The organism is Neobacillus sp. NPDC097160, assembly GCF_044762155.1.
Lineage (GTDB): Bacteria > Bacillota > Bacilli > Bacillales > Cytobacillaceae > Neobacillus.
Window position 1 is genome coordinate 37,051 of the sequence record NZ_JBIWDU010000008.1, and the last position, 23,206, is coordinate 60,256.

The window sequence follows — 23,206 nt, forward strand, 5'->3', positions numbered from 1 at the left end:
CCCTACTTTAAAGCTGCCACCATTTTCATGACCAATGTAGCAGAATTAGTGGCCGCCTTATCAATAAACTGATCAAACGAAATTTCGGATTCTTTTCCGGCAATGTCCGAAAGTGAGCGGATAATCACAAATGGAACGGAAAAACGGTGAGCCACTTGCGCAATCGCCGCCGCTTCCATTTCAACCGCTTGTAAATCCTCAAATTTCGACCGAACAAAATCGACGCGAGCTGGGTCTTCCATAAAAGAATCCCCTGTCACAATCAAGCCTGTTACGATTTGGAAATTTTCCAGTTCCTTTGCTGCTGCTTCAGCGACAGACATTAACCTTTCGTCAGCGATAAATGCTGCCGGAAGCTGTGGCACCTGCCCATATTCATAGCCAAAGGCAGTCACATCTACATCATGATGGCGGACTTCCGTTGAAATAACAGCATCCCCAACATTAAGTGCAGGATTGAAGCCCCCTGCTGAACCAGTATTAATAATATAATCTGGCTTATATTTTTCAAGCAGGATGGTCGTAGACATGGCCGCGTTTACCTTCCCAATCCCGGATCGCAGCAAGATGACATCTGCACCGTGCATTTTTCCAAATGTAAATTCACAGCCTGCAACTGTTTCCTGTGTTTGCCCCTCAATATTGTCTCGTAGTAAAGTGACTTCTTCTTCCATTGCACCGATGATGGCTACTTTCATTACTGAACCTCTTTCTTATTGTTTTACAATATCATTATTATTATGTTTCTGGATTCCTGCATCGTATCCATAAACACTATTCTACCTTTTTTAAAAGAAGCTTGCCATAGCATGAATCCGACTCTTTTTTCATTATCGGCAACTCTCTTGATATTTTAAAATAATATGATGTTATTCCTATGAGTATACTATGAATTTAACCGGAATCATGTTATCATACTTCACAATTTTATTCAAATCCATTGCCAGCATCAAGAGAATTAACTAAAATTATGTTATGGAAAGGAATGATCACGGTGAATTTTCAATTTGATTTAATTGAGGATAAAGTTGAATTTTTCGAGGCTAATAATTTGAAAACATTGCAAAAAAAGATTGAATCACAGATTGATGAGAATAGAGCCATCCTGCTAGGGGTTCACTCCGTCTCCCACCAAATGCATGTGAACGAAAACGGCCAAACATACTTTACGGCAGTTGTTCATTTTAAAAAGAAATAGGATGGCGCCCATTATGGCCCATCCTTGTTTTTTTAGTCCGTCAATTTGATTACCTTCGTAGGTTTCCAGCCTTGGCCGTCCACCCACTCGATAAATACTTTATATTTTTCCTTTGTATCTTTTGCAGATACAGTACCAACCGAGGCATTCGCTTTAGATTGATCTCTGCCAAGCCAAATGACAGTCATATTATTGCTTTTATCTATCCCTGTGGCATAAGAGATGGCGCTAAGCATCTCATCCCAATCTACTCCACTATAAACTGGAGTATGTTCCCCTGTCTGGGTTGTGCCAACAGGTTTCCAAGAAGGATTTTCGAATGTGGTGCCATCCTCGGAAACCACTGCTTGGGAATCATCTGTCTTTTCGGGTGTGGAGGCTTCCTCACTTACTTGCTCTTCTTCCGTTGCATCTTTAGAAGAACTGTCATCCTTGGTGACTTTTTTATCCTCTTTGGTCTTTTTCTCTTTATGCACTGTTTCTTTTTGCTCTGTTTTTGGAGTTTCCTTCTTTGGCGCTGCTTTATCATCACCGCCTGAGGCGAAAATAGTATAAGCAACAAAAATAATCAATAACAGGACAATGATGATTAAACTATTTAAGACGATATTCGTCTTTTTTCTTTTCGCACGATATCCTGAACGCGAATTTTGATTGAAATCATTATTCAATTAAATCACTCCCCCAATAAATAAGGCTCTCAATATTCTAACATGATTTACTGAGAACTTGAAGGAAAAACCATTTCAATCTCCATTGCTATGATTTCTTTCATATAACATCTTCACCATATCGGCATATAACAAGTTAATCCCGCCCTCGGAATCCTTCACATCCAAATTCACCGCCACTAGAGCGTATTTGGGATTTTGATAGGGGAAATAACCGGCAAACCATTTATTATGAAGCTGCATGCCATTTTCGTATTTACCTGTTTCGGCAGTCCCTGATTTCCCCGCCACCTCGTATGGCAAATCTTTAAACCATCTTCCCGTTCCATTTGGGTTTAGCACCACTTCCCGCAGCAGCTTTTGCAGCTTCATCGCTGTGTAAGGAGAAATGGTATCCCCTTTTAAGCTTTGCTCGGGGAAATCAACCATCGTCGTACCATTTTTATACTCAATTTTCGAAACAGCACGAACCATTTCCTTTTTACCACCTCTGGCAATGGTGGCCATCATATTGGCTGCAGCTAATGGTGTGACACGCACCTCATGCTGCCCAATACCTGACATCGCTGCAAAATTGGCATCTTTTCTAGCCTCATCAGATAGAAAAATTCTACCTTTATCTTCATCAGAAAATTGTTTGAAGTCAGTTGTATGGTATACATCTCCTTGCCAGCCGACAGAGCCTGTCAGCGACAATTTAGTCGCATAATCTTCGAGGAGGTGTGGATCCGTTTTTTGTAATTCCTTTGCCAATTCTCCAAACGCACGATTACAGCTTCTGGCAAAGCTATTCGTAAAATCTAACATTCCATAATCATATTTTAGTTCTGGTTTGCCATTAATCTTTTTACTGCAGTCAAAGAGACGCGTCGGATTATCAAGATTTTGGTCAATTGCCGCAGCAGCCACAACAGTTTTAAAAACAGAGCCAGCAATTTGCTGCTTCAACATCATATTCGTAATTCCCCCGCCGCTGTAGGGATCCTTTTTATTAATCATTGGACGTGAAACCATCGCAAGCACACTATTTTCCTCAATATCGAGGAGAATGAGGCCTCCTTTTTTAATTTGATACTGATCAACGAGATCTTCAGCTTTTTGCTGAAGGCTTTTATCTAGGGTTGTCCGTACATTCACAGGGTAAAACGGGTTCGCCGGATCGACATACTTAACGTTGATTCCAAATAGCGGGGCCCCTCCGCCATCTACATGGTAGACAAGCTTTGATTTCCCCTCTGGAAGCAGGAATTCATCAAAGCTTTCCTCAAGACCCGATACACCCAATAAGGTTTTTTCAGATAGTTCCTTGTTTGGATAACGCTTCTTCAGCTCCTTTGGATTTTCCCCTGTCAGGCCAATTAACTGCTCCGCCGGAACTTCTCGGCGTTCAAACTTCTTTTCAATCGCAAATACTCCGGGAATTTCCAACGCATTAATTCTTTCCATTTGGGAGGTAGTCAATTCAACAGGCTGCGGGTCACCATATGCAAACGGTTTTTTCGCTCCATCTACAGCCATTTTCAGCACATTTACCGGAATTCCTGAAAAAACAGAAACCTTCTCAGCCTCCCAATCCATCTTTTTTAAAAATGGAAAAAGAACGAGAACTGAAACCTTTTTATGTGTCAGCATAGCACCGTTTCGATCAAGGAAGTTGCCTCTGCCATTATCAATCACTAGCTCCTGCGTTCTTTGTTTGACACTTTCTTCAAGTAAATTCACATTATGTTTTGAAAATGTCTTTGTCTCCATTAATTGGATTTGCATTAAACGCACCAAAAGCAGGACCAACCCGGTTATACAAATAAAAAGCCATCCTAGTGCTCGTTTTCTCCACATAAAAAACACCTCGTCAAAAGTCTTGACGAGGTTCTTGATTTTCAAACAATATTTAATTGAATCGTAATAATTTCAATTATTGTCCAGCTCCAGCGCCTAGGAGTCATAAGCCCCCGGGCAGGCACTTCTGCTTTTCTTATTTAATGCTGACAATGCGGACGCTCATCTCACCGCCGGGTGTTTGAACAGATACTTGATCGCCAACCTTTTTGCCTAAAAGGCTTTTGGCAATTGGCGAGTCGTTTGAAATTTTCCCCTCAAATGGATCTGCCTCGGCACTTCCGACAATCGAATATGTCTCTTCTTCACCATCAGGAAGTTCTACAAACGTTACCGATCTGCCTAAAGCAACTGAGTCCCCAGCCATTTCGCTTTCGGCAATAATCTTGGCATTGCGGATCATATTTTCTAAGGTTGTAATTCGGCCCTCTACAAATGCTTGCTCTTCTTTCGCGGAATCATACTCAGAGTTTTCAGATAAATCCCCGAAGCTTCTCGCGATTTTAATCCGTTCGACCACTTCTTTACGTTTCACTGATTTTAAATACTCAAGTTCTTGTTCAAGTTTGTCTTTTCCGGCTTGTGTCATTGGAAATACTTTCTCTGTAGCCAAAACCCTCACTCCTTCTAGTCTTCACAATCCCCCAAAAGAATTGTGTATGTAGTGTATGTAGGTATTATGCAGATTCGCATAATACATAGGAGCGCGTCCTTTTCTGAAGGGCGCGCACTTTAAAATATTTATTTTAGCTTTTCATTTGCTATTGTGTCATAAAAATGACTTTTGTTCAAGAATTGTTTGAATTTTTGTGACCATTAAATCAACAGCAACATGATTTTGTCCACCTTCAGGGATAATTAGATCGGCATAACGCTTCGTTGGTTCGATAAACTGATTATGCATTGGACGGACAACATTTAAATATTGTTCGGTAACAGAATCAAACGTCCGCCCTCGATCCTTAATATCACGTGTCAGACGGCGAATGATTCTTATATCAGCATCCGTATCAACGTACAATTTAATGTCCATTAAATTGCGGAGACGCTCATCCTCAAGCACTAATATCCCTTCTAGAATGATAACATCCTTCGGTTCAACCGGAATGATTTGGTCTGAACGGGTGTGGATGGAGTAATCATAAACCGGCTTTTCTATTGCCTCATAGCGTAAAAGCTTCTCGATATGTTCAATGAGTAAATCATTATCAAAGGCAAGTGGATGGTCATAATTTGTTTTCAAACGTTCTTCAAATGGCACATCGCTTTGATCCTTATAATAATAATCCTGTTCAATCACTAAAATGGAATGATCTTTTAAACTTTCATAAATAGCTTTTGTTACACTGGTTTTTCCGGAGCCGGAGCCACCGGTTACACCAATAACAACAGGTTTACGTCTCATGCTAGTTCTCCTTTCGCATCATGTTGTTAGGGTATACCGGTTTGTCCAATTTAAATTGCACAATCTGAAGTGGATGTCTGGCTGCATCCAATTCATTACCTTTTTCATCCCAAATTTTATCAATCACATGTGTAAAGTTCTGAATTTCCGGGCCGAAGAATTCGATTTCTTCCCCTGGTTTAAAATGGTTTCGTTGCTGCAATGTAACGATTTGTGTTTCTTCGTTGTAATCCAGCACAAGACCAACAAATTCAAACTTTGTCTTCTTGCTATGATTACCAAACATTTGCTCTTTATACCCGGGAACCCCTTCAAAAAACGCAGGCGCAGTCTCACGGTTAGCGCATTTATCCAGTTCCTCTAACCATTCACGCTGAATGACAAAATTCTCTGGATCTGCACAATAGGCATCGATCACCTTGCGGTAAACACTAACAACTGTTGCAATGTAATGAATTGATTTCATCCGGCCTTCAATTTTCAAGCTGTCAATTCCAAGTTCAATCATCTGTGGAATCGATTGAATTAGATTAAGATCCATGGGACTCATAGCAAACGGGTCGTCATTGTCTCCGTGAAAGGAAACTTCATTGTTGTTATCTTCAAGCTTATAAAGATCATAATTCCAACGGCATGACTGACAACAGCCACCGCGGTTGGAATCCCTTGCCGTCATATGATTACTTAACGTACAACGTCCGGAATAAGCGATACACATTGCACCATGGACAAAGGTTTCAATCTCAACATCGACCTTTTCCTTCATTTCACTGATTTCTTCCGCACCTACCTCACGGGCTAAAACGACACGTTCTGCTCCTGATTCCTTCCAAAACTGAGCAGTCTGCCAATTCGTTATGGATTGCTGCGTACTGATATGAATTTCTATCGCTGGTGCAATTCGGCGGCAAGTTTCAATAATGAGCGGATCGGCGACAATAATTCCGGCAATCCCTGTTTCTTTCAAGCCTTGAATGTATTTCTCTAGACCAGCAATATTTTCATTGTGAGCAAAAATGTTGGTGGTCACATAAATCTTCGCTCCGTATTTCTTAGCAAACTCGACCCCTTCTTTCATTTCTTCGAAGGTAAAGTTATCTGCGTTCGAACGGAGACCATATTCCTGTCCGCCAATAAAAACGGCATCTGCGCCATAATGAACGGCAATTTTCAATTTCTCAAGATTACCTGCTGGAGCAAGGAGTTCCGGCTTCTTGATAATGACACGTTTCCCATCGACAACCTTAGATATCTTATCTTTAACGATATTCACGATTTTGAACTCCTCCTAAATTTATGTCTAGCTACAGCGCCTAGGTGCTTTCGCTTTTCTATCAATAAACGGTTTCTTTGAAATAGAACCCTGTATCTAATGAACGATTAGCTGGCTGGATTTCCTCAATAGCTGCTAACAATTCATCCTTTTGTTCATCATAAAGATCTGGATCTTCGAAAAATAGATCAATCGCCTTGCGATAGAGTTTCGTTACTGTAAGAATATATTCTGAGCTCTTTAATATTCCATCAATTTTAAATGAATCCACGCCAGCTTCTAACATTTCCTGAAGCTCATCAATAATACACATATCGTTTGGACTCATGATATGTGTTCCATTTGAATCTTCAAAAATTGGATATTTATTACTGCGTTCTACATCATGTAAGAACATATTTTTTTGCATTTTACGATTTTCTATTTCCATGACTTTTCCTTGATACTCAAAATAGTTACCAAGCAGTGAGCGTTTTGATTGGAACATGCAGCTCATTCCATGGACTAGTACTTCAATTTCTACTTCTGCATTTTCTTTTGTTTCCACGATAGCATCCATGTTAATCTCACGGGCAAGTACCGAACGTTTGGCACCTTTTTTGCCCCAATAGTTGCAAGAGAACCAATTCGTACCAAGTGTTTCCGTACTCCAATGTAGCTTCATTTCTGGAACAACTTCCCTCGCCGTCATTAAAACAGCTGGATCGCCAAAGATAATGGCATCCGCCGATGCCGCTGCGGCAAATTGAAGATAATCAGCAAGTTCATCAATTTTTTCATTATGAAAAATGGCATTCATGGCCACATAAACTTTTTTTCCCTTGCTGTGTGCTAGCTCAATCGCCTTTTGAACGTCCTCACGCTTGAATTCACCTGCAAGTCGTAACCCATATCGCTGCTCACCGACAACAAAGGCATCTGCACCGGCTTCCACTAATGGTAAAATATCATCAACTGTCAATGGAGTGACAAGCAATTCTGTTTTTTTCATTTCCTCTCACCTCTCCTTTTGCTAATTGCGACTCCGTCACCAACAGGCACAATCACGGAATCATAATCCGGATGATTCATTAACCAATGGTTAAACTCGTCAATTTTCTTAACAAGATTACGGGTTCTTTTTGATTCAATCTCTCTTTCAGCGACAAGGCCTTTAAACAGCACATTATCGGTAATAATCATTCCATCATGACTAAGATAGTTTTCATACATTTCAAAGAATTTTTTGTATTGGCCTTTAGCCGCATCGATAAATACGGCATCAAACGGTGCGTGTCCACTTACTTGTTCTTCAACCTCCAGCGCATCACCTTCGATTAAAGTAATTTGCTCACCTATCCCGGAACGCTGGATAAAGTCTTTTGCGACGGTAATTCGTTCATTGTCTCGTTCAATCGTAACAATTTTAGCATTTGGAAGGCCAGAGGCCATCCTTAAGGCAGAATAACCAATCGCTGTCCCGACCTCCAGAATTTTTATAGATTGATGAATTCGCAATAATTGCAGCATTGTTTCAATTCCTGCAAGCTCCATAATGGGGACATTATGTTCTTTTGCATAACTCTCCATTTCAGTAAACAATGGGCTTCGCCCTGAAATTAAACCTTCTATATAAAAATGCAGCTTCTCATTTAACAAGCTGCCCTCACCTCAATTCTAAAAAAGCATTCTTAAAAGAAAAAAATGGATCCGGACAATTGCCAAAGCCAAATATTTCTATTTTCTCTCAATTTAGTGCTCTGTAGACATGAAAAAATAGCGTTCACAGGAAATGTTAATCTGCGCAAAGGGTTCAAGCTCCGATGCGCTTTCGGGCAAACACTGCCGCAAATCACCTTACTGTGAGGTACGCTATAAAATACTTATTAAAACACCTGAATTATTCTACCATAAAAAAAGAGGGAATGCTAATCTTTCCCCCATGAAATAATTATTTTTTATTGGTAATATGTTTTGCTTTTTCTTGATTATGTTCATCCAATGTTTTTGTAAAAATAACAACGCCCTCAGGAGTTGCCAGGAAGTAATAATAATCTGTTTCCGCCGGGTCTAATGCTGCTTCAATCGAAACCTTGCCGGCATTGGATATCGGACCTGGAGGCAGACCCGTATTTTTATACGTATTATATGGTGAATTTACTTCTAAATCCTCATATAATACCTTGTCTTTGTGTTTCCCTTGTGCGTATAAAACAGTTGGATCCGTTTGCAGCGGCATTCCTTTTTTGATCCGATTATAGAAAACACTTGCAATCGTTTTACGATCGGCTTTCTCGGTAGCCTCCTCCTCCACCAAAGAGGCCATTGTTAATAATTGGTGAACGGAAAGCTTTTTTTCGTTACTTGCTTCGGTGTAATCAACTAAAACGTTCCTTGTTTTATCCAACATCGCAGTGACCATTTCTTCAACAGATGGATTAGGCTTATAAAATGGATACGTTGCCGGATATAAGTAGCCTTCCAATGGATATTTCACCGTAGAATGAAGAATTTCTTCCGTTAATACGTCCGGGTATTTAACCATTAGTGTTTTAATAAATTCTTTATTGTTCAATTTATTAAACACATCATCTTCGTTTTGGTTTGTAGCTTTTGCCATAATGGCGGCAATTTCTTTAAGCTGCTTTCCTTCTGGAACCGCAATTTTAAAGCTTGCTTTCGCTAGTACCTTACCCGTTTTCAGGCGGCTGACAATTTCAGGAACATCCATTGATGGACTTAGCTGATAATCTCCAGCCATAAATCCACCTTCATTTTTCAGCTTGACATAATATTTAAAGACTTTTGCATTTTTTATAATTCCATTTGCTTCTAATTTTTCGCCAATCCCTGTCACTGAAGACCCTAACGGAATTTCTACTGTTTTCTGTTTCTTACTGTTAGAGTCAACAGGCTTAAGTGCTGATTGTATGTAGAGATATCCTCCGCCGCCAATTAAGACTATGAATAATAGCAATAAGATAGAAATGATCAAAACAATCTTGCGGACAATTCTTGCTTCATGGTGCTGTTCAAGCATTTTTTGCCGAATAACCTCTTTTTTTGTCCCCTTTTCTTCTTTTGTCATCTTTTTCCTCCTTCCCTTTGACCCAACGAATACATCGCCATTATAAAATTATTAGAAAAAAGGTATCATAATAATTTCAGCATATAGTGAGAAAAATGTCAATTTATCAATGAATTTGTCAAAAAAGAAAAGCGCTAGGGCGCTGGAGCTGGACAATTCTCAAAGTCGATCTTAAAAAGAAAGAATCGGCTACAGCGCAGCCGATTCTCCGTTTTACTCTTCTTCTTGTTCCTCGTTAAAGGTATTGAATACCTCTTCTACCATGTCCCATTCTTCGTCCGTCTCGATTTCCATTAACTCACCAAAACCGCCGTCTTCAGTTGGAATGTAAGCATAAGTCAGAATGTCGATTTCTTCTTCTTCATCTTCGTTTGCTCCTACTGGATAAAAGAATACATAGGACTTTTCAAATTCATCTGAATCAAATGTGAAAAGTATTTCAAATAATTGTTCATCGCCATTTTCATCTACAAGTGTGATATAGCGATCCTCTTCGTTATGATCATGTTCGTGTGTCATTTTTTCACCTCATTAATTTTTGCTATCAAGATAACCCTGAAGAATCATCACCGCTGCCATTTTATCGATGACCTTCTTCCGTTTTTTTCGACTGACATCTGCTTCAATCAATACGCGTTCGGCTGCCATTGTTGTCAGCCGCTCGTCCCACAGTACGGTTGGCACAGCAAATCTGGCTTCAATTTCAGAAGCAAATTGCTTACTAGCTTCACCGCGCGGTCCAACCGTTCCATTCATATTTTTAGGAAAACCGATGACGACTGTATCAACTTGATACTCTTTTATTAATTGACCAATTTCCTCAAAACCAAACTCTTGCTTTTCTTCATTGATTTTGAGGGTTTTGAGACCCTGTGCTGTCCACCCCAGCTCATCACTAAGGGCAACACCGACAGTTTTTGAGCCTACGTCTAAACCCATTGCGCGCATTACTTAAACCTCTCGTTGTTGTTTTAAATAGGATTTGACTAATTCCTCAATAATTTCATCCCGTTCCAGCTTACGAATGATGTTACGGGCATCGCGATGACGTGGAATATAGGCAGGATCTCCGGATAATAGGTAGCCGACAATTTGATTGATAGGATTGTACCCTTTTTCCTGCAAAGCCTCATAGACTTGCAAAAGAACGTCCTTTACATCGTGTTCAAATGGCTCTTCAGGAAAATTAAATCGCATCGTTTTGTCAAATGAACTCATTCCATGCACCTCACCTTTCTGAATAGAGGAGAGAATTGGTATTGTCTAGCTTCAGCGCCTAGGTGCTGAAGCTTTTTAGATTTATTACCTACATTTTACACTACTTTGTCCTATTATCAAATGGATTTTACCCATTCCTCCACGAATTGCAGAGCAGCATCCAGTTTTTCAGGGTCTTTACCGCCGGCTTGTGCCATATCCGGACGGCCTCCGCCGCCTCCACCGCAGCGAGTAGCTACTTCTTTAATTAATTTCCCTGCATGGTAGCCTTTTTCAATTAAATCCTTGGTAACAGCCGCAATTAAATTCACTTTACCGTCATGCGCACTGCCGAGGACGATGACAACTGATCCAAGTTTTTGTTTCAGGTCATCAGCCATATTTCTCAAGTTATTCATATCAGCTGCTTGCACCTTTGCAGCTAAAACTGTAACGCCATCAATTTCTTTTGCTTTTGATACGAGGCTGCCAGCTTCAATATTTCCAAGTTTTGTTGCAAGTGATTCGTTTTCCCGCTGCAGTTGTTTGATTTCAACCATTAGACTATCAATGCGGTTCACAATATCTTTTGGATTTGTTTTAAGTTTTTCAGCAGCATCCTTTAACAAACCAACTTGCTCATTTAATGATTTGTATGCTGATTCACCTGTTACTGCCTCAATCCTTCTAGTGCCGGCACCGATTCCGCCTTCTGAAACAATTTTAAATACCCCAATGACAGATGTATTCGGTACATGGCATCCGCCGCAAAGCTCGAGACTGTAATCACCGACCCTTACAACGCGGACAATATCACCATATTTTTCACCAAACAGCGCCATTGCCCCCATTGCTTTTGCTTCGGCAATTGGTTTTAGGCTAATGTTCACTTCGATGTTTCGCCAGATTTTTTCGTTCACGATTTTTTCGATTTGTTCCAGTTCATCCGGCGTAATTTGACCAAAATGCGAAAAGTCAAACCGAAGTCGGTCAGGCTCGACAAGGGAACCGGCTTGGTTAACATGTTCGCCAAGGACATCTTTTAATGCCTGATGCAGCAAATGGGTAGCTGTATGATTTTTAATGATTTTTACGCGATTTTCAGCGTCCACCTTTGCTGACACTTGGTGGTTCGTTTTTAACGTGCCGCTCTTTACCACTACTTGATGAAGGTTTTGACCATTCGGTGCCTTTTGAACATCCTTTACAGCAACCGTTACGCCTTCTCCTTCAATCAACCCGCGGTCAGCGATTTGTCCACCGCTTTCAGCATAAAATGGTGTTAAATCAAGAATAAGCTGTACCTCTTCACCGCTGAATGCTTCTTCTACTAGATCCCCATTTTTAATAATTGCCGCAACGGTTGAGCTTGTCTCAAGCTGATCATAGCCAACAAATTTGCTTTGGACGGTAACATCGCGAAGCACGCCCTTTTGAACCTGCATCGAATCGACATCATGACGGGCTGCACGAGCACGCTCACGCTGCTGTTCCATTTCTACCTCGAAGCCTTGATGATCAACCTTCATGCCCTCTTCTTCGGCATATTCTTCGGTTAATTCCACAGGGAATCCGTATGTATCATACAGACGGAACACATCGGCACCAGTGATGGTATCGCTGCCTTTTTCCTTCTCCTTTTTAATAACACTTGCTAAAATAGTTAAGCCTTCATGAAGAGTTTCGTGGAAACGCTCTTCTTCATTTTTAATAACCTTTTGAATGAACTCGGTCTTGTCTTTTACTTCCGGATAGAAGTCATACATAATTTCGCCCACGACAGGAACAAGTTCAAACATGAATGGGCGGTTAATATTGATTTGTTTTGCATAGCGGACAGCCCGGCGCAGCAATCGGCGCAATACATAGCCTCGTCCTTCGTTTGATGGCAATGCCCCGTCCCCAACAGCAAAAGCAACTGTACGGATATGGTCAGCGATTACTTTAAAGGCAACATCGCGTTCTTTATCAACGCCATATTTTTCTCCGGAGATTTCCTCTGTTGCCCGGATAATCGGGATAAATAAATCGGTATCAAAATTGGTTGGAACATTTTGAACGACAGATGCCATTCGCTCTAGTCCCATGCCTGTATCAATATTTTTCTTTGGCAGCGGTGTATAGGTGCCATCAGGGTTATGGTTAAATTGTGAAAAAACAAGGTTCCAAACTTCAAGATAACGCTCGTTTTCACCGCCTGGATATAATTCCGGATCACTTGGGTCATTTCCGTATTCTGGTCCGCGGTCATAGAAGATTTCGGTATTCGGACCGCTTGGACCTTCACCGATATCCCAGAAGTTTCCTTCAAGACGAATAATGCGTTCCTCGGGAATGCCAATCGTTTTATTCCATATTTCAAATGCTTCATGATCTTCTGGGTGGACGGTAACTGATAGTAGTTCTGGATCCCAGCCAATCCATTTTTCGTCAGTTAAAAACTCCCATGCCCATGCAATGGCTTCTTGTTTGAAATATTCACCGATGGAAAAATTGCCAAGCATTTCAAAGAACGTATGGTGGCGGGCAGTTTTTCCGACATTTTCAATATCATTCGTTCTGATTGATTTTTGTGCATTTGTAATCCGTGGATTTTCCGGAACGACACGTCCATCAAAGTATTTCTTTAAGGTTGCAACACCACTATTGATCCACAACAATGATGGGTCATCATGCGGAACAAGCGATGCACTCGGTTCAATCGTGTGTCCTTTTTCTTCGTTAAAAAATTGTAAAAACATCGAGCGGATTTGTGACCCAGTTAAATTTTTCATTACAGTAGACCTCCTTGAATAGTTAAAAAAGCATACAAAAAAGCCCTCATCCCAAAACAGGGACGAGAGCTTGTCTCGCGGTACCACCCTGATTATGAATACAATAAATCTGTATTCATCTCTCAATAATGCCTTAACGCGGCAGTAACGGCAGTGGTTAGCTGCACTCCGGATTAGCTTTCTGTCATCCTTCATCTAAAGCTTCTTTCAGCCGGGGAAGCTTCTCTCTTTTGCGCATGAACGCGTTACAGATGGACTACAACATACTTGGATCCTTCTACATTTTCCTACAACTATTCTATATGACGAATTATAGCTACCTAGATATTGTTTGTCAATTTGATTCATGAATAAAATGATTTTTCGCATGAATAATCCCCACTTTAAGCACAGCAAGGACCGGGACAGCTAGGATCAGCCCTAATATCCCGCCAATTTCTCCACCAGCAGTTAACGCAACCATAATGACTAATGGGTGCATATGCAGACTTTTACCGACAATATAGGGGGACAAGATATTCCCTTCAAGAAATTGCAGACCGAAAACAATCACTAAGGTAATTATCACTAATTTTACAGAAGTAGTCGCTGCAATAATAACTGCCGGCACCGCTCCGATAATCGGTCCGAAATAGGGGATTACGTTCGTCGCACCAACTATTAACCCTAATAATAAGGGATATTTTAAGTCAAAAACCCAAAATAATAGGGCAGAGATACTGCCGATAATGATACAAACAAGGAGCTGTCCCCTGATATAACTACCGAGGGATTCATCGACATCCTTTAGAAAGAGTGTACCCTTCTTGCGCCATTTTTTGGGGGTAATATACCACACAGCCCGTTTAATTAACGTGAAATCCTTCAACATATAAAAAGCAATGAACGGAATAATCAGAATGAGGACTGCCGAATTTAAAAATTTCATTAAGATGTTCACGATGATGGTCAGTAATGAGTCCATTTTTTTTTCAAAGGTATCAATGCCTTCATTGATGCGTGCCTGCAGTCCATCCGGCCAGGCCCTTGTGTGTGATTGAAGCGTATCAATCCAGCCGCGGTATTGCTCGGCAAAAGCTGGGGCACTTTCAGATAGGTCTTTTAATTGATCAATGATTGCTGGTATTCCTTTATACAGACCAACAAAAATCCCGCCAAAAAAGATAATATAAATAATTAGGATGGCAAGCCCGCGGTGAAGCCCTTTTTCATGTAATTTTTCAACAATTGGGTGAAGTAAATAGGTGATAAACCCGCCAATAACAAAAGGGAGAATGATAATGGCTGCCATCCTCACAATTGGCATCCACACGAAACTTATTTTTAGAAAAACAAAAATGGCAATTAATAAAAGGAGCAAAAAACCGATTCGGTAATACCATTTCATACGAATATCCACTTTCCATGCCTCCTTTTGGTTAGTTTTAGAGTCAATTGGAGGAAATATACAACTAAAAATCCCCCTTTTCTAGAGGGGGATTGACCTTTTAAAATATCGCTCGTTTTACTTTCTTTTGCAGTCTTTTCATATTGCGGGCAGACATCATATTATTTCTTTCGGCAATATTATATGCTGCCATACCAGCACCAAAAACAATCATGGTCGTTATCATTTTATTCATACGACTCACCTCTTTGATGAATTGTCAAAGCTGCAGCGTTGCACTTTCTGCTTATCTTCGTTTAAAGGGTGTACCGACGCTCTTCTTCTTCAAACAAATCATCTAAAGAACTTAGTGACCCGTCTTCTTCGACTTGATGGGTATTAATTATACCTTGGGCAACTGAAAGCTCAATAAAACAGTTCCAGCAATAGTATTGGTTGATACCAATTTTGCCGATATCCTTGCTTTGACAATTTGGACACTTAAACATGAAAAGACACCTCACGTATCATTTACATCTACGATAATGGCATCCTTTCCGATCGCTAAGGGCTTCCCGGATTGAATGACTTGTTTACCTTCCGTGATATCCGAAAAGAAGCCATCCGTGATTTCGTACCCTACGATTGTGCCCACTTCTTCTTGAAAATATACATCTTTCAACAATCCAAGAGATTCCCCGCTCTTTGAGAGCATCATCATCCCATCTAATGAATGTTGATGATTTAGCGTATATTCCGGACTTTGTTTCATCTTTTGCAATTGCCCGGTATCGGTAACCATAACCCCATCCCAGCCAAAAGATGCCACATTTTGAATGTCCAAAAAATAAGATTGTTTGAAGAAAACGCCTTTTTTAACCAAAAGGCCTTTGACTTTTCCAGTGCTTAAAATACATAGGTCACTAATCTCACCGATTTTTGTCCCACTTCTTGTGTCAAATACAGGCTGTCCTTTTAATAAAGAAAATGTCCGCAAAGAGTGTCCCACCTCCTGTGAACATTTATAGTTTTAGTCAATTACCATAAAATCATAAGGTGAAACGTTTTCCATCCCTACCATTGGATTAACTTTCATTAATACTTCCTCGTAAGACAATTCATCCGCAGAATTCTCCTCTTGGGGTAGGGTCTCATTTTCGGAAATCGATTCTTGCAGCTTTTGGCAGAGGGTCGTTTGTCTTGAGAGTTCGTCGGCTCTTTCAACCCCCATTCTAAGGGCATCCTCTTCACCGCATAAAATCAACGATTGTTTACTTCTCGTAATCGCGGTATAAATTAAATTTCTCCGCAGCATCCGGTAATAACTTCTTGTAATGGGGAGAATAACAATGGGAAATTCACTTCCCTGTGACTTATGCACCGAGCAGCAGTAAGCATGGGTGATTTGATTTAAGTCCTGCCTTGTGTATTCGACCTCATTGCCTTCAAAAGAAATATAAATCATATCTTGTTTTTCGGTGTTTTCCTTCGCATAAATAATCGAGATAATTTCTCCAATATCGCCATTAAAGACATTGCTTTCCGGCTGGTTCACAAGCTGGAGCACCTTATCACCGATGCGGTATTTGACTTCCCCAAATGCAATTTCCTTCCGTTTGCCGTCAGGATTCGGGTTAAAAATTTCCTGTAGCAGTACATTCAAGCGGTCGATTCCGGCTGGCCCTCTGTACATCGGTGCCAGCACCTGGATATCTTTTGCTGAATACCCTTTATTTTTGGCATTAAGGGCTACTTTTTCAACCACTTGTGCAACCTGCGCCGTTGAACATTTAATAAACGAACGATCGGCCTGCTTTGCGGTAATATTAGCAGGGAGATAGCCCTTTTTTATATCATGTGCCAATTCGATAATGGAAGAACCCTCTGCCTGCCGGTAAATATCGGTAAGGCGGACGGTAGGAATCCGCTCAGACTGCAGCAAGTCCTTTAAAACCTGTCCCGGTCCGACAGATGGCAGTTGGTCTTCGTCGCCAACCATAATAACTTGAATATTCTCTGGGAGTGCTCTAAACAATTGATTGGCAAGCCAAATATCGAGCATCGAGGTCTCGTCCACAATTAATATTTTTCCTTCTAAGGAATTGGCATCATCTCGGTCAAGGACTTCTGTCCCGTTAAAACCAAGTAATCGGTGGATTGTTACTGCAGGCAGTCCTGTCGACTCTGTCATTCGTTTAGCAGCACGTCCGGTTGGTGCTGCCAGTAAAAACGGAAACGGCTCATCCTTTTTGTGATAATCCTTCAGCTCTAAGGAACAGCCATGAAGTTCTGCATATAGTTCAACAATTCCTTTGATAACAGTCGTTTTCCCAGTACCAGGTCCGCCCGTTAAGATCAACATGGGCGACATTAATGCTGTTTGAATTGCTTCTCGTTGTGTTGGTGCATATTGTACCCCTAAGCGGTCTTCCAAACCTCCTAATGCCAGTAGAAATTCCGATTCAGGGAATTGATCCTTGTATTCCGTTTGTTGTAAAATCCGGTTAATGCTCGTTACAAGACCTTTTTCCGCGAAAAATAAGGTAGGCAAATAGACTCGTTTTTCCTCACCTTGAATTTTCCCCTCTTCTTCGAGCTTAATAAGCTCATGTGAAATATCTATGTATTCAATTTGATCACGCTTGTTGTCCTCGAGGAGTGCCTTCACCTGCTCAAGCAAATCTTGCGCATGCATATAAACATGGCCTGTTTGCATGCTTTCACTTTCCAGGGTGTAAAGACAAGCAGCTTTTATCCGATCCGGATGGTTTCCGGAGATCCCCAGCTGGTAGCCAAGCTCGTCCGCACGGCCAAAACCGATGCCTTCGATATCTTCAACAAGCTGATAGGGATTTTTTTGAATCGTATTTAGCGTTTCCTCTTTATAGGCTTGATAAATCCTCATCGAAATCTGCGGTCCAAAGCCATATTGATTTAAGGCGACCATAACCTGCTCGAGCCCTTGATGCTCCATCAGCGTATCGTAAAGTGTTTTCGCTTTTTCAGGAGGGAGTTTTGGAATGGAATCAAGCAAGGAAGGCTGATTGAGAATTTTGGAGATCGCATTTTCTCCTAATGTTTCAACAATGCTCTGTGCCGTTTTTTTACCGATCCCTTTAAACATTTCACCTGATAAATAGGCAATTACTCCTTGTTTGGTCTGTGGCATGTCCTTCCGGAAATGATTTGTATGAAATTGCACCCCGAATTTTGGATGATCCTTAAATTCCCCGAAAAAAATATAGGTTTCCTGTTCATGAATTTTTGGAAAATAACCGGTAATCACCGCTTCTTTATCATCATATTCATCATTTGTCTCATCAACGCGGATCCTTAAGACGGTGTAAAGATTTTGTTCGTTGTGAAAAATCGTTACAATCGGCCGACCTTTGACGAATTTTCCCTGCTCTGCAAATAAATCAAGTGAGTCTTGTTTTTCCATTTTGGCTCCCTCCTTTCGGTTGAAAGTAAAAATTATCGGTTATTTTCAATCAGTTTTTTTGCATGACCTGCAAGTAAATGGTCTGGTTGTATGTCGAGTGCTTTATTCAGCATTTCGAGTGCTAGTACTGCATTTTCTTTAAAGGCATAAGAAACCCCTAAATTGTAAAATGCATCTGAATGGCTTGGATCCAGCTCGATACATTTTTCGAATTGAGTGATGGCGTCGTCAATCATTTCGAGCTGTGCCAGACATAATCCATATTGAAATCGTGCCTCCGCATCCTGTTCATTTAGTTCAACACTTCTTTGTAAATAGGGGAGAGCGAATCGACCTTGCTGCAATTGAACAAGTGTTAATCCCAACATAAAGTAATTGTCGCTTGTGTGCAGACCTTTTTTCATCGCTGTTTCAAACATATTTTTTGCTTCGTTGAAAAGGTCTTTTGTAAATAAAAGGTTACCGATGCTATAGTAAGCCGCCGCAGTGTTTTCATCTATTTCAAGCGCTTTTTGGTAAAATTTTAACGCCTTTTCATCATCGCCGACGGCAGAAAGGACGTTTCCAAAATTTATATAGGCAACGGGATCAGTTGGATTTTCTTCAATGGCCTCATTAAAGGCTTTTGCCGCCTCTTCCCAGTTGCCCTCTTGCATGTATTTAACACCTAATTGGTTTTTATCCATTTTTTCAGCTCCAATCCTAAAAGAAAGTATATCATATTTGTCAAAAAAACCCCGACTCCAAAATAGGAATCAGGGTCAAAAACTAGCCAACATATGTTAAACGTTCACCATTTTTATACACTTCGTCGATTGTTCCACCGCCAAGACATTCGTCGCCATTGTAAAACACAGCGGCTTGACCTGGAGTGATGGCCCGAATCGGTTCGTGAAAAAGAACTTGTACCTTATCGCCCTCTAAGAGACGAACGGTCACTTTATGGTCTTCCTGACGATACCGGAATTTGGCTGTACATTCAAACTCGGCAGGCTTTTCACGATTGGATACCCAGCTTACATTAACAGCGGTAATCGCATCAGAATATAGTTTTTCATGATGAAAGCCTTGTCCAACATAAAGGATATTTCTTTTTAAATCCTTACCGATAGCAAACCAAGGCTCGCCCGAACCGCCAATTCCCAACCCGTGACGCTGACCGATTGTATGATACATCAGACCTTCATGCTTGCCCTTAACTTCACCATCAAAGGTTTCCATATTTCCCGGCTGAGCAGGCAGATATTGACCTAAAAACTCTTTAAAATTCCGCTCCCCGATAAAGCAAATCCCAGTGCTGTCCTTTTTCGCAGCAGTTGCAAGGTTTGCCTCCTTCGCAATTTCACGAACACTTGATTTTTCAAGATTCCCGATCGGGAACATCACTTTACTAAGTTGTTCCTGCGATAATTGATTCAAGAAATAGGTTTGGTCTTTATTTTCGTCAAGACCGCGGAGCATTTTATATTCACCATCGCGGTACTCAACTTGGGCGTAGTGACCAGTAGCAAGGTAATCCGCCCCCAAATTCACCGCATGTTCGAGGAATGCTTTAAATTTTATTTCTTTGTTGCACATGACGTCAGGATTAGGTGTCCTGCCCGCTTTATATTCATCAAGGAAATAGGTAAAGACCTTATCCCAATATTGTTTTTCAAAATTAACCGCATAATAGGGGATGCCAATTTGATTGCAAACACGGATAACATCCTCGTAGTCTTCTGTCGCTGTACATACGCCGTTTTCATCGGTGTCATCCCAGTTTTTCATAAAAATGCCGATGACGTCATAGCCTTGCTGCTTTAATAAAAGTGCTGCAACAGAGGAATCAACGCCTCCTGACATTCCGACAACAACCCTAGTATTTTTCGGATCTTTTCTTTCCATTTTTTTTCACCTCTCACTATACCGAAGCATCGTTGTACATTTATTTTTTCAGACGCGAAACCACTTTACCAATTTCTTCAGCTGCCTTCATGACTTCCTCAGTCGTTGTATTAAAGCCGAAGCTGAAGCGAATCGAATTGATTAAGCGCTCTGATTGTTTACCAAACATGGCAACAAGGACATGGGAAGGTTCAATCGAACCAGCAGTGCAGGCTGACCCGCTCGAAACAGCAATTCCTGCTAAATCAAGGTTGACCAGCATTGCCTCCACACTTGTCCCAGGAAAGCTTAAGTTTAATACATGTGGCAACGAATATTCAAGCGATCCGTTTATAGCAAATTCTACCTCTAGTTCACGGAGCTTTTGCAGCAAAACTTCTTTAAACGCCATGAACCGCTCTTTTTTAACCTGCCGTTCATCACTTGCAATAAGAACAGCTTCATGAAACCCGGCAATGGAGGCGACATTTTCCGTTCCTGCACGGCGTTTTCTTTCTTGATCGCCGCCAAATAGACGAGGAGAAAGTTTTACATTTGACCTTGCAAACAGAAATCCTGTTCCTTTTGGGCCATTAATTTTATGGGCAGAAACGGATAATAAATCAATCAAGCTCTCATTGACATCAATGTCTTCCACCCCATAAGCCTGAACCGCATCGGTATGGAAGATGGCAGGATGATTTTTTAAAAGTTGTCCAATTTCCGAAATCGGTTGAATCGTTCCGACTTCATTGTTTCCATACATAACAGAAACAAGAATGGTATCATCCCTTAATGCTGCTTGGAGGTCTGCTACAGTGATTCTTCCAGTTTCATCGACTGGCAAATAGGTGACCTCAAAACCGATCTTTTCTAATTTTTGGCAAGCATGGAGAACGGCATGGTGTTCCACCTGGGTAGTAATAATATGCTTGCCGTTATTCTGGAAGCTTTCAGCGACCCCGAATAAAGCCATATTATCCGCTTCGGTTCCACCGCCTGTAAAAATAATCTCACTTTCCTTTGCCCCAATGCTTTGGGCCATCGCCGCACGTGCTAAATCAATATAATGGCGGGCTTCCCTGCCATATGAATGAATGCTTGAAGGATTCCCAAAAGTCGCATTCATGACTTCAAGCATTTTTTCTATAACCCTTGGGTGCATCGGAGTGGTTGCCGCATGGTCGAGATAAATTCGTTCCATCATTACACCTTCAATCAAAATAAGTCTCTAGCATTACTTTTTACATTAAATATAAAACATATAACCGTCTGGTTCATGATCCTCACTATGACTTGCCAAGTCTTCTAATGTCGTATTATCCAATACGTCTTTAATGGCATCGCGAATGCGGATCCAAAGCTCACGCTTGGCCGGTTCCTCATCTTCAATTCCTTCCACGGGAGTAATCGGTCCTTCTAGCACGCGAATCACATCCCCAGCCGTAATTTTAGAGGGCTCATTTGTAAGAATGTAGCCGCCGTAAGCACCCCTGATGCTCTTTACTAATCCGGCATTCCGAAGTGGAGCAATTAACTGTTCTAAATAATGTTCCGATAAATCATTTGCTTGGGCAATCGTTTTTAAGGAAGTAGGACCTTCACCATGTTTTTTCGCAAGTTCAATCATGATAGTCAGACCATAACGTCCTTTTGTAGAAATTTTCATCACTTGCACCTCTATTCATAATCTATATATAAAAATATCTCAGTAAATTGATAGGCTTTAGAAATTATATCATATTCTTCTTCAATATGCTTTTGCAAGGGAAAATGGTATTGTAATAAGTAGGGAACTTTGTTTTTTGGAGAGATGATTATGCAGCAAAAACCATTAGCTTTTCGTATGCGTCCTAGAACGATCGAAGAAGTTGTCGGCCAACAGCATCTGGTTGGCGACGGAAAAATCATTGCCAGAATGGTAAAAGCGAAACAGCTGACATCAATGATTTTATATGGACCGCCAGGAATTGGCAAAACTTCGATTGCCAGCGCTATTGCCGGTAGTACGAAATATGCCTTTCGGACACTAAACGCGGTCACCAATAATAAAAAAGATATGGAAATCGTCGCTGCAGAGGCAAAAATGTCTGGGAAAGTGATTCTGCTTCTTGATGAAGTCCATCGGTTAGATAAAGCGAAGCAGGATTTTTTACTGCCTTTTTTGGAAAACGGGATGATTGTGTTAATCGGAGCAACCACGAGTAACCCTTATCATGCAATTAACCCAGCAATCCGCAGCCGCTGTCAAATTTTCGAGCTAAAACCGTTAACACCTGATGAAGTGAAGCAAGCATTGTTGCGCGCCGTTGACGATGGAGAGCGCGGCTTTGGCGGATTGAAAATTGAGATTTCCGATGAAGCTTTACAGCATTTTGCCCAGGGCTCTAATGGGGACGTAAGAAGCTCTTTAAACGCACTGGAATTGGCGGTGTTATCAACGGATCAAGATGATGACGGCATCATCCAAATCGATGTGGGGACAGCCGAAGAATGTTTGCAAAAGAAAAGCTTGGTTGCCGATAAAGACGGGGATGGGCACTATGACGTCCTATCAGCTTTTCAAAAATCAATTCGCGGAAGTGACGTTAATGCGGCTCTCCACTATCTTGGCAGATTAATCGAAGCGGGCGACCTTCCAAGTATCAGCCGTCGTCTAATTGTCATAGCGTATGAAGATATCGGCCTAGCCAATCCGCAAGCAGGTGCACGTACATTGGCTGCGATTGAAACAGCAGAAAGAATTGGCTTTCCCGAAGCAAGGATTCCATTGGCCAATGCCGTCATTGAATTATGCTTATCACCAAAGTCTAATTCTGCAGTCATGGCGATTCAAGCAGCCCTTGATGATATTCAAAAAGGAATCGTCGGCGAAGTCCCAGACCATCTTAAAGATGCACATTACAAAGGGGCAAAAGAACTTGGCAGAGGGATTGGCTATATGTACCCACACGATTATGAAAATGGCTGGGTCCCGCAGCAATACCTACCGAACAAATTAAAAAACAAACAATACTACAAGCCCAAAAAAACCGGGAAATTCGAACAAGCCCTAGCCACAGTCTACGAAAAGTTAACAAGATCGAAAAAGTAGTAATAGTAGCTAAA

Annotated in this window: 24 protein-coding genes and 1 other annotated feature; of the genes, 2 read left to right on the top strand and 22 right to left on the bottom strand. The window is 41.1% G+C overall.

From position 1 onward, the window contains the following. Positions 1-2: 2 nt before the first annotated feature. Positions 3-698 (bottom strand): 5'-methylthioadenosine/S-adenosylhomocysteine nucleosidase, encoded by a 696-nt coding sequence (gene mtnN, locus ACIQXV_RS12800; RefSeq protein WP_402959348.1) that lies wholly within the window; start codon positions 696-698, stop codon positions 3-5. Positions 699-994: 296 nt separating this feature from the next. Between mtnN and ACIQXV_RS12805 the strand changes: the two genes are divergently transcribed. Continuing rightward, entirely contained in the window at positions 995-1,198 is a 204-nt protein-coding gene (locus ACIQXV_RS12805) for a DUF2536 family protein (RefSeq protein ID WP_402959350.1), read from the top strand. A 32-nt stretch (positions 1,199-1,230) separates the two neighbouring features. Here the strand turns inward: ACIQXV_RS12805 and ACIQXV_RS12810 are convergent, their stop codons facing one another. The 21 genes from ACIQXV_RS12810 to cymR form a co-directional block, all read right to left on the bottom strand. Beyond that, the gene (locus tag ACIQXV_RS12810) at positions 1,231-1,869 is read right to left on the bottom strand and encodes a YrrS family protein (RefSeq protein WP_402959352.1); all 639 of its coding nucleotides are present in this window, start codon (positions 1,867-1,869) and stop codon (positions 1,231-1,233) included. Positions 1,870-1,944: 75 nt separating this feature from the next. Beyond that, a complete protein-coding gene (locus ACIQXV_RS12815; protein ID WP_402959354.1) occupies positions 1,945-3,708 on the bottom strand; it encodes a peptidoglycan D,D-transpeptidase FtsI family protein in 1,764 nt (587 codons plus the stop codon). Positions 3,709-3,844: 136 nt separating this feature from the next. Further along, the gene (gene greA, locus ACIQXV_RS12820; RefSeq protein WP_402959356.1) at positions 3,845-4,321 is read right to left on the bottom strand and encodes a transcription elongation factor GreA; all 477 of its coding nucleotides are present in this window, start codon (positions 4,319-4,321) and stop codon (positions 3,845-3,847) included. 156 nt (positions 4,322-4,477) lie between these two features. Continuing rightward, the gene (gene udk, locus ACIQXV_RS12825; RefSeq protein WP_402959358.1) at positions 4,478-5,113 is read right to left on the bottom strand and encodes a uridine kinase; all 636 of its coding nucleotides are present in this window, start codon (positions 5,111-5,113) and stop codon (positions 4,478-4,480) included. Position 5,114: 1 nt separating this feature from the next. Next, positions 5,115-6,386, bottom strand: coding sequence for a peptidase U32 family protein (locus ACIQXV_RS12830; RefSeq protein ID WP_402959360.1), 1,272 nt, complete (start codon positions 6,384-6,386; stop codon positions 5,115-5,117). A gap of 61 nt (positions 6,387-6,447) precedes the next feature. Continuing rightward, positions 6,448-7,377, bottom strand: a complete 930-nt coding sequence (locus tag ACIQXV_RS12835) for a peptidase U32 family protein (RefSeq protein ID WP_402959362.1) — start codon at positions 7,375-7,377, stop codon at positions 6,448-6,450. Beyond that, positions 7,374-8,024 (bottom strand): O-methyltransferase, encoded by a 651-nt coding sequence (locus ACIQXV_RS12840; RefSeq protein ID WP_402959364.1) that lies wholly within the window; start codon positions 8,022-8,024, stop codon positions 7,374-7,376. Before ACIQXV_RS12840 ends, ACIQXV_RS12835 begins: the two co-directional genes overlap by 4 nt. A gap of 292 nt (positions 8,025-8,316) precedes the next feature. Next, a complete protein-coding gene (gene mltG, locus ACIQXV_RS12845) occupies positions 8,317-9,453 on the bottom strand; it encodes an endolytic transglycosylase MltG (RefSeq protein ID WP_402959366.1) in 1,137 nt (378 codons plus the stop codon). Positions 9,454-9,666: 213 nt separating this feature from the next. Then, positions 9,667-9,972: a DUF1292 domain-containing protein gene (locus ACIQXV_RS12850; protein WP_402959368.1), complete on the bottom strand. Its 306-nt coding sequence runs from the start codon at positions 9,970-9,972 to the stop codon at positions 9,667-9,669. Between the two features lie 12 nt (positions 9,973-9,984). Further along, positions 9,985-10,401 carry a Holliday junction resolvase RuvX gene (gene ruvX / locus ACIQXV_RS12855; protein ID WP_402959370.1) on the bottom strand — a complete coding sequence of 139 codons (417 nt, stop codon included), beginning with the start codon at positions 10,399-10,401 and terminating at the stop codon, positions 9,985-9,987. A gap of 3 nt (positions 10,402-10,404) precedes the next feature. Continuing rightward, a complete protein-coding gene (locus tag ACIQXV_RS12860) occupies positions 10,405-10,671 on the bottom strand; it encodes an IreB family regulatory phosphoprotein (RefSeq protein WP_007084549.1) in 267 nt (88 codons plus the stop codon). A gap of 116 nt (positions 10,672-10,787) precedes the next feature. After that, positions 10,788-13,424, bottom strand: a complete 2,637-nt coding sequence (gene alaS / locus ACIQXV_RS12865; protein ID WP_402959372.1) for an alanine--tRNA ligase — start codon at positions 13,422-13,424, stop codon at positions 10,788-10,790. A 55-nt stretch (positions 13,425-13,479) separates the two neighbouring features. Beyond that, positions 13,480-13,713 (bottom strand) — a binding site (T-box leader). Positions 13,714-13,758: 45 nt separating this feature from the next. Next, the gene (locus ACIQXV_RS12870) at positions 13,759-14,823 is read right to left on the bottom strand and encodes an AI-2E family transporter (protein WP_402959374.1); all 1,065 of its coding nucleotides are present in this window, start codon (positions 14,821-14,823) and stop codon (positions 13,759-13,761) included. Positions 14,824-14,911: 88 nt separating this feature from the next. Next, on the bottom strand, positions 14,912-15,046 hold the full coding sequence (locus ACIQXV_RS12875) for a YrzQ family protein (protein WP_402959376.1): 135 nt from the start codon (positions 15,044-15,046) through the stop codon (positions 14,912-14,914). A gap of 61 nt (positions 15,047-15,107) precedes the next feature. Next, the gene (locus ACIQXV_RS12880; protein ID WP_007084553.1) at positions 15,108-15,299 is read right to left on the bottom strand and encodes a hypothetical protein; all 192 of its coding nucleotides are present in this window, start codon (positions 15,297-15,299) and stop codon (positions 15,108-15,110) included. Between the two features lie 11 nt (positions 15,300-15,310). Beyond that, entirely contained in the window at positions 15,311-15,787 is a 477-nt protein-coding gene (locus tag ACIQXV_RS12885; RefSeq protein ID WP_402959379.1) for a PRC-barrel domain-containing protein, read from the bottom strand. Positions 15,788-15,820: 33 nt separating this feature from the next. Further along, positions 15,821-18,232 carry an SF1B family DNA helicase RecD2 gene (gene recD2 / locus ACIQXV_RS12890; RefSeq protein WP_402959380.1) on the bottom strand — a complete coding sequence of 804 codons (2,412 nt, stop codon included), beginning with the start codon at positions 18,230-18,232 and terminating at the stop codon, positions 15,821-15,823. Positions 18,233-18,264: 32 nt separating this feature from the next. Next, positions 18,265-18,918, bottom strand: a complete 654-nt coding sequence (locus ACIQXV_RS12895; RefSeq protein ID WP_402959382.1) for a tetratricopeptide repeat protein — start codon at positions 18,916-18,918, stop codon at positions 18,265-18,267. An 82-nt stretch (positions 18,919-19,000) separates the two neighbouring features. After that, a complete protein-coding gene (gene mnmA, locus ACIQXV_RS12900; protein WP_402959383.1) occupies positions 19,001-20,119 on the bottom strand; it encodes a tRNA 2-thiouridine(34) synthase MnmA in 1,119 nt (372 codons plus the stop codon). Positions 20,120-20,159: 40 nt separating this feature from the next. Next, complete coding sequence (locus tag ACIQXV_RS12905) at positions 20,160-21,302, bottom strand: cysteine desulfurase family protein (RefSeq protein ID WP_402959385.1); 1,143 nt, start codon at positions 21,300-21,302, stop codon at positions 20,160-20,162. Between the two features lie 45 nt (positions 21,303-21,347). After that, positions 21,348-21,767 carry a cysteine metabolism transcriptional regulator CymR gene (gene cymR, locus ACIQXV_RS12910; RefSeq protein ID WP_402959387.1) on the bottom strand — a complete coding sequence of 140 codons (420 nt, stop codon included), beginning with the start codon at positions 21,765-21,767 and terminating at the stop codon, positions 21,348-21,350. A gap of 150 nt (positions 21,768-21,917) precedes the next feature. On the opposite strand from cymR, the gene ACIQXV_RS12915 reads away from it, so the two are divergent. After that, positions 21,918-23,192, top strand: coding sequence for a replication-associated recombination protein A (locus tag ACIQXV_RS12915; RefSeq protein ID WP_402959389.1), 1,275 nt, complete (start codon positions 21,918-21,920; stop codon positions 23,190-23,192). Positions 23,193-23,206: the final 14 nt, after the last annotated feature.

What these genes read in the sequence shown, in the direction of transcription:
- mtnN (WP_402959348.1), bottom strand. Translation starts at nt 698, where the DNA reads ATGAAAGTAGCCATCATCGGTGCAATGGAAGAAGAAGTCACTTTACTA.
- ACIQXV_RS12815 (WP_402959354.1), bottom strand. Translation starts at nt 3,708, where the DNA reads ATGTGGAGAAAACGAGCACTAGGATGGCTTTTTATTTGTATAACCGGG.
- udk (WP_402959358.1), bottom strand. Translation starts at nt 5,113, where the DNA reads ATGAGACGTAAACCTGTTGTTATTGGTGTAACCGGTGGCTCCGGCTCC.
- ACIQXV_RS12835 (WP_402959362.1), bottom strand. Translation starts at nt 7,377, where the DNA reads ATGAAAAAAACAGAATTGCTTGTCACTCCATTGACAGTTGATGATATT.
- mltG (WP_402959366.1), bottom strand. Translation starts at nt 9,453, where the DNA reads ATGACAAAAGAAGAAAAGGGGACAAAAAAAGAGGTTATTCGGCAAAAA.
- ACIQXV_RS12850 (WP_402959368.1), bottom strand. Translation starts at nt 9,972, where the DNA reads ATGACACACGAACATGATCATAACGAAGAGGATCGCTATATCACACTT.
- ruvX (WP_402959370.1), bottom strand. Translation starts at nt 10,401, where the DNA reads ATGCGCGCAATGGGTTTAGACGTAGGCTCAAAAACTGTCGGTGTTGCC.
- ACIQXV_RS12860 (WP_007084549.1), bottom strand. Translation starts at nt 10,671, where the DNA reads ATGAGTTCATTTGACAAAACGATGCGATTTAATTTTCCTGAAGAGCCA.
- alaS (WP_402959372.1), bottom strand. Translation starts at nt 13,424, where the DNA reads ATGAAAAATTTAACTGGGTCACAAATCCGCTCGATGTTTTTACAATTT.
- ACIQXV_RS12875 (WP_402959376.1), bottom strand. Translation starts at nt 15,046, where the DNA reads ATGAATAAAATGATAACGACCATGATTGTTTTTGGTGCTGGTATGGCA.
- ACIQXV_RS12880 (WP_007084553.1), bottom strand. Translation starts at nt 15,299, where the DNA reads ATGTTTAAGTGTCCAAATTGTCAAAGCAAGGATATCGGCAAAATTGGT.
- recD2 (WP_402959380.1), bottom strand. Translation starts at nt 18,232, where the DNA reads ATGGAAAAACAAGACTCACTTGATTTATTTGCAGAGCAGGGAAAATTC.
- ACIQXV_RS12895 (WP_402959382.1), bottom strand. Translation starts at nt 18,918, where the DNA reads ATGGATAAAAACCAATTAGGTGTTAAATACATGCAAGAGGGCAACTGG.
- mnmA (WP_402959383.1), bottom strand. Translation starts at nt 20,119, where the DNA reads ATGGAAAGAAAAGATCCGAAAAATACTAGGGTTGTTGTCGGAATGTCA.
- ACIQXV_RS12905 (WP_402959385.1), bottom strand. Translation starts at nt 21,302, where the DNA reads ATGGAACGAATTTATCTCGACCATGCGGCAACCACTCCGATGCACCCA.
- cymR (WP_402959387.1), bottom strand. Translation starts at nt 21,767, where the DNA reads ATGAAAATTTCTACAAAAGGACGTTATGGTCTGACTATCATGATTGAA.
- ACIQXV_RS12915 (WP_402959389.1), top strand. Translation starts at nt 21,918, where the DNA reads ATGCAGCAAAAACCATTAGCTTTTCGTATGCGTCCTAGAACGATCGAA.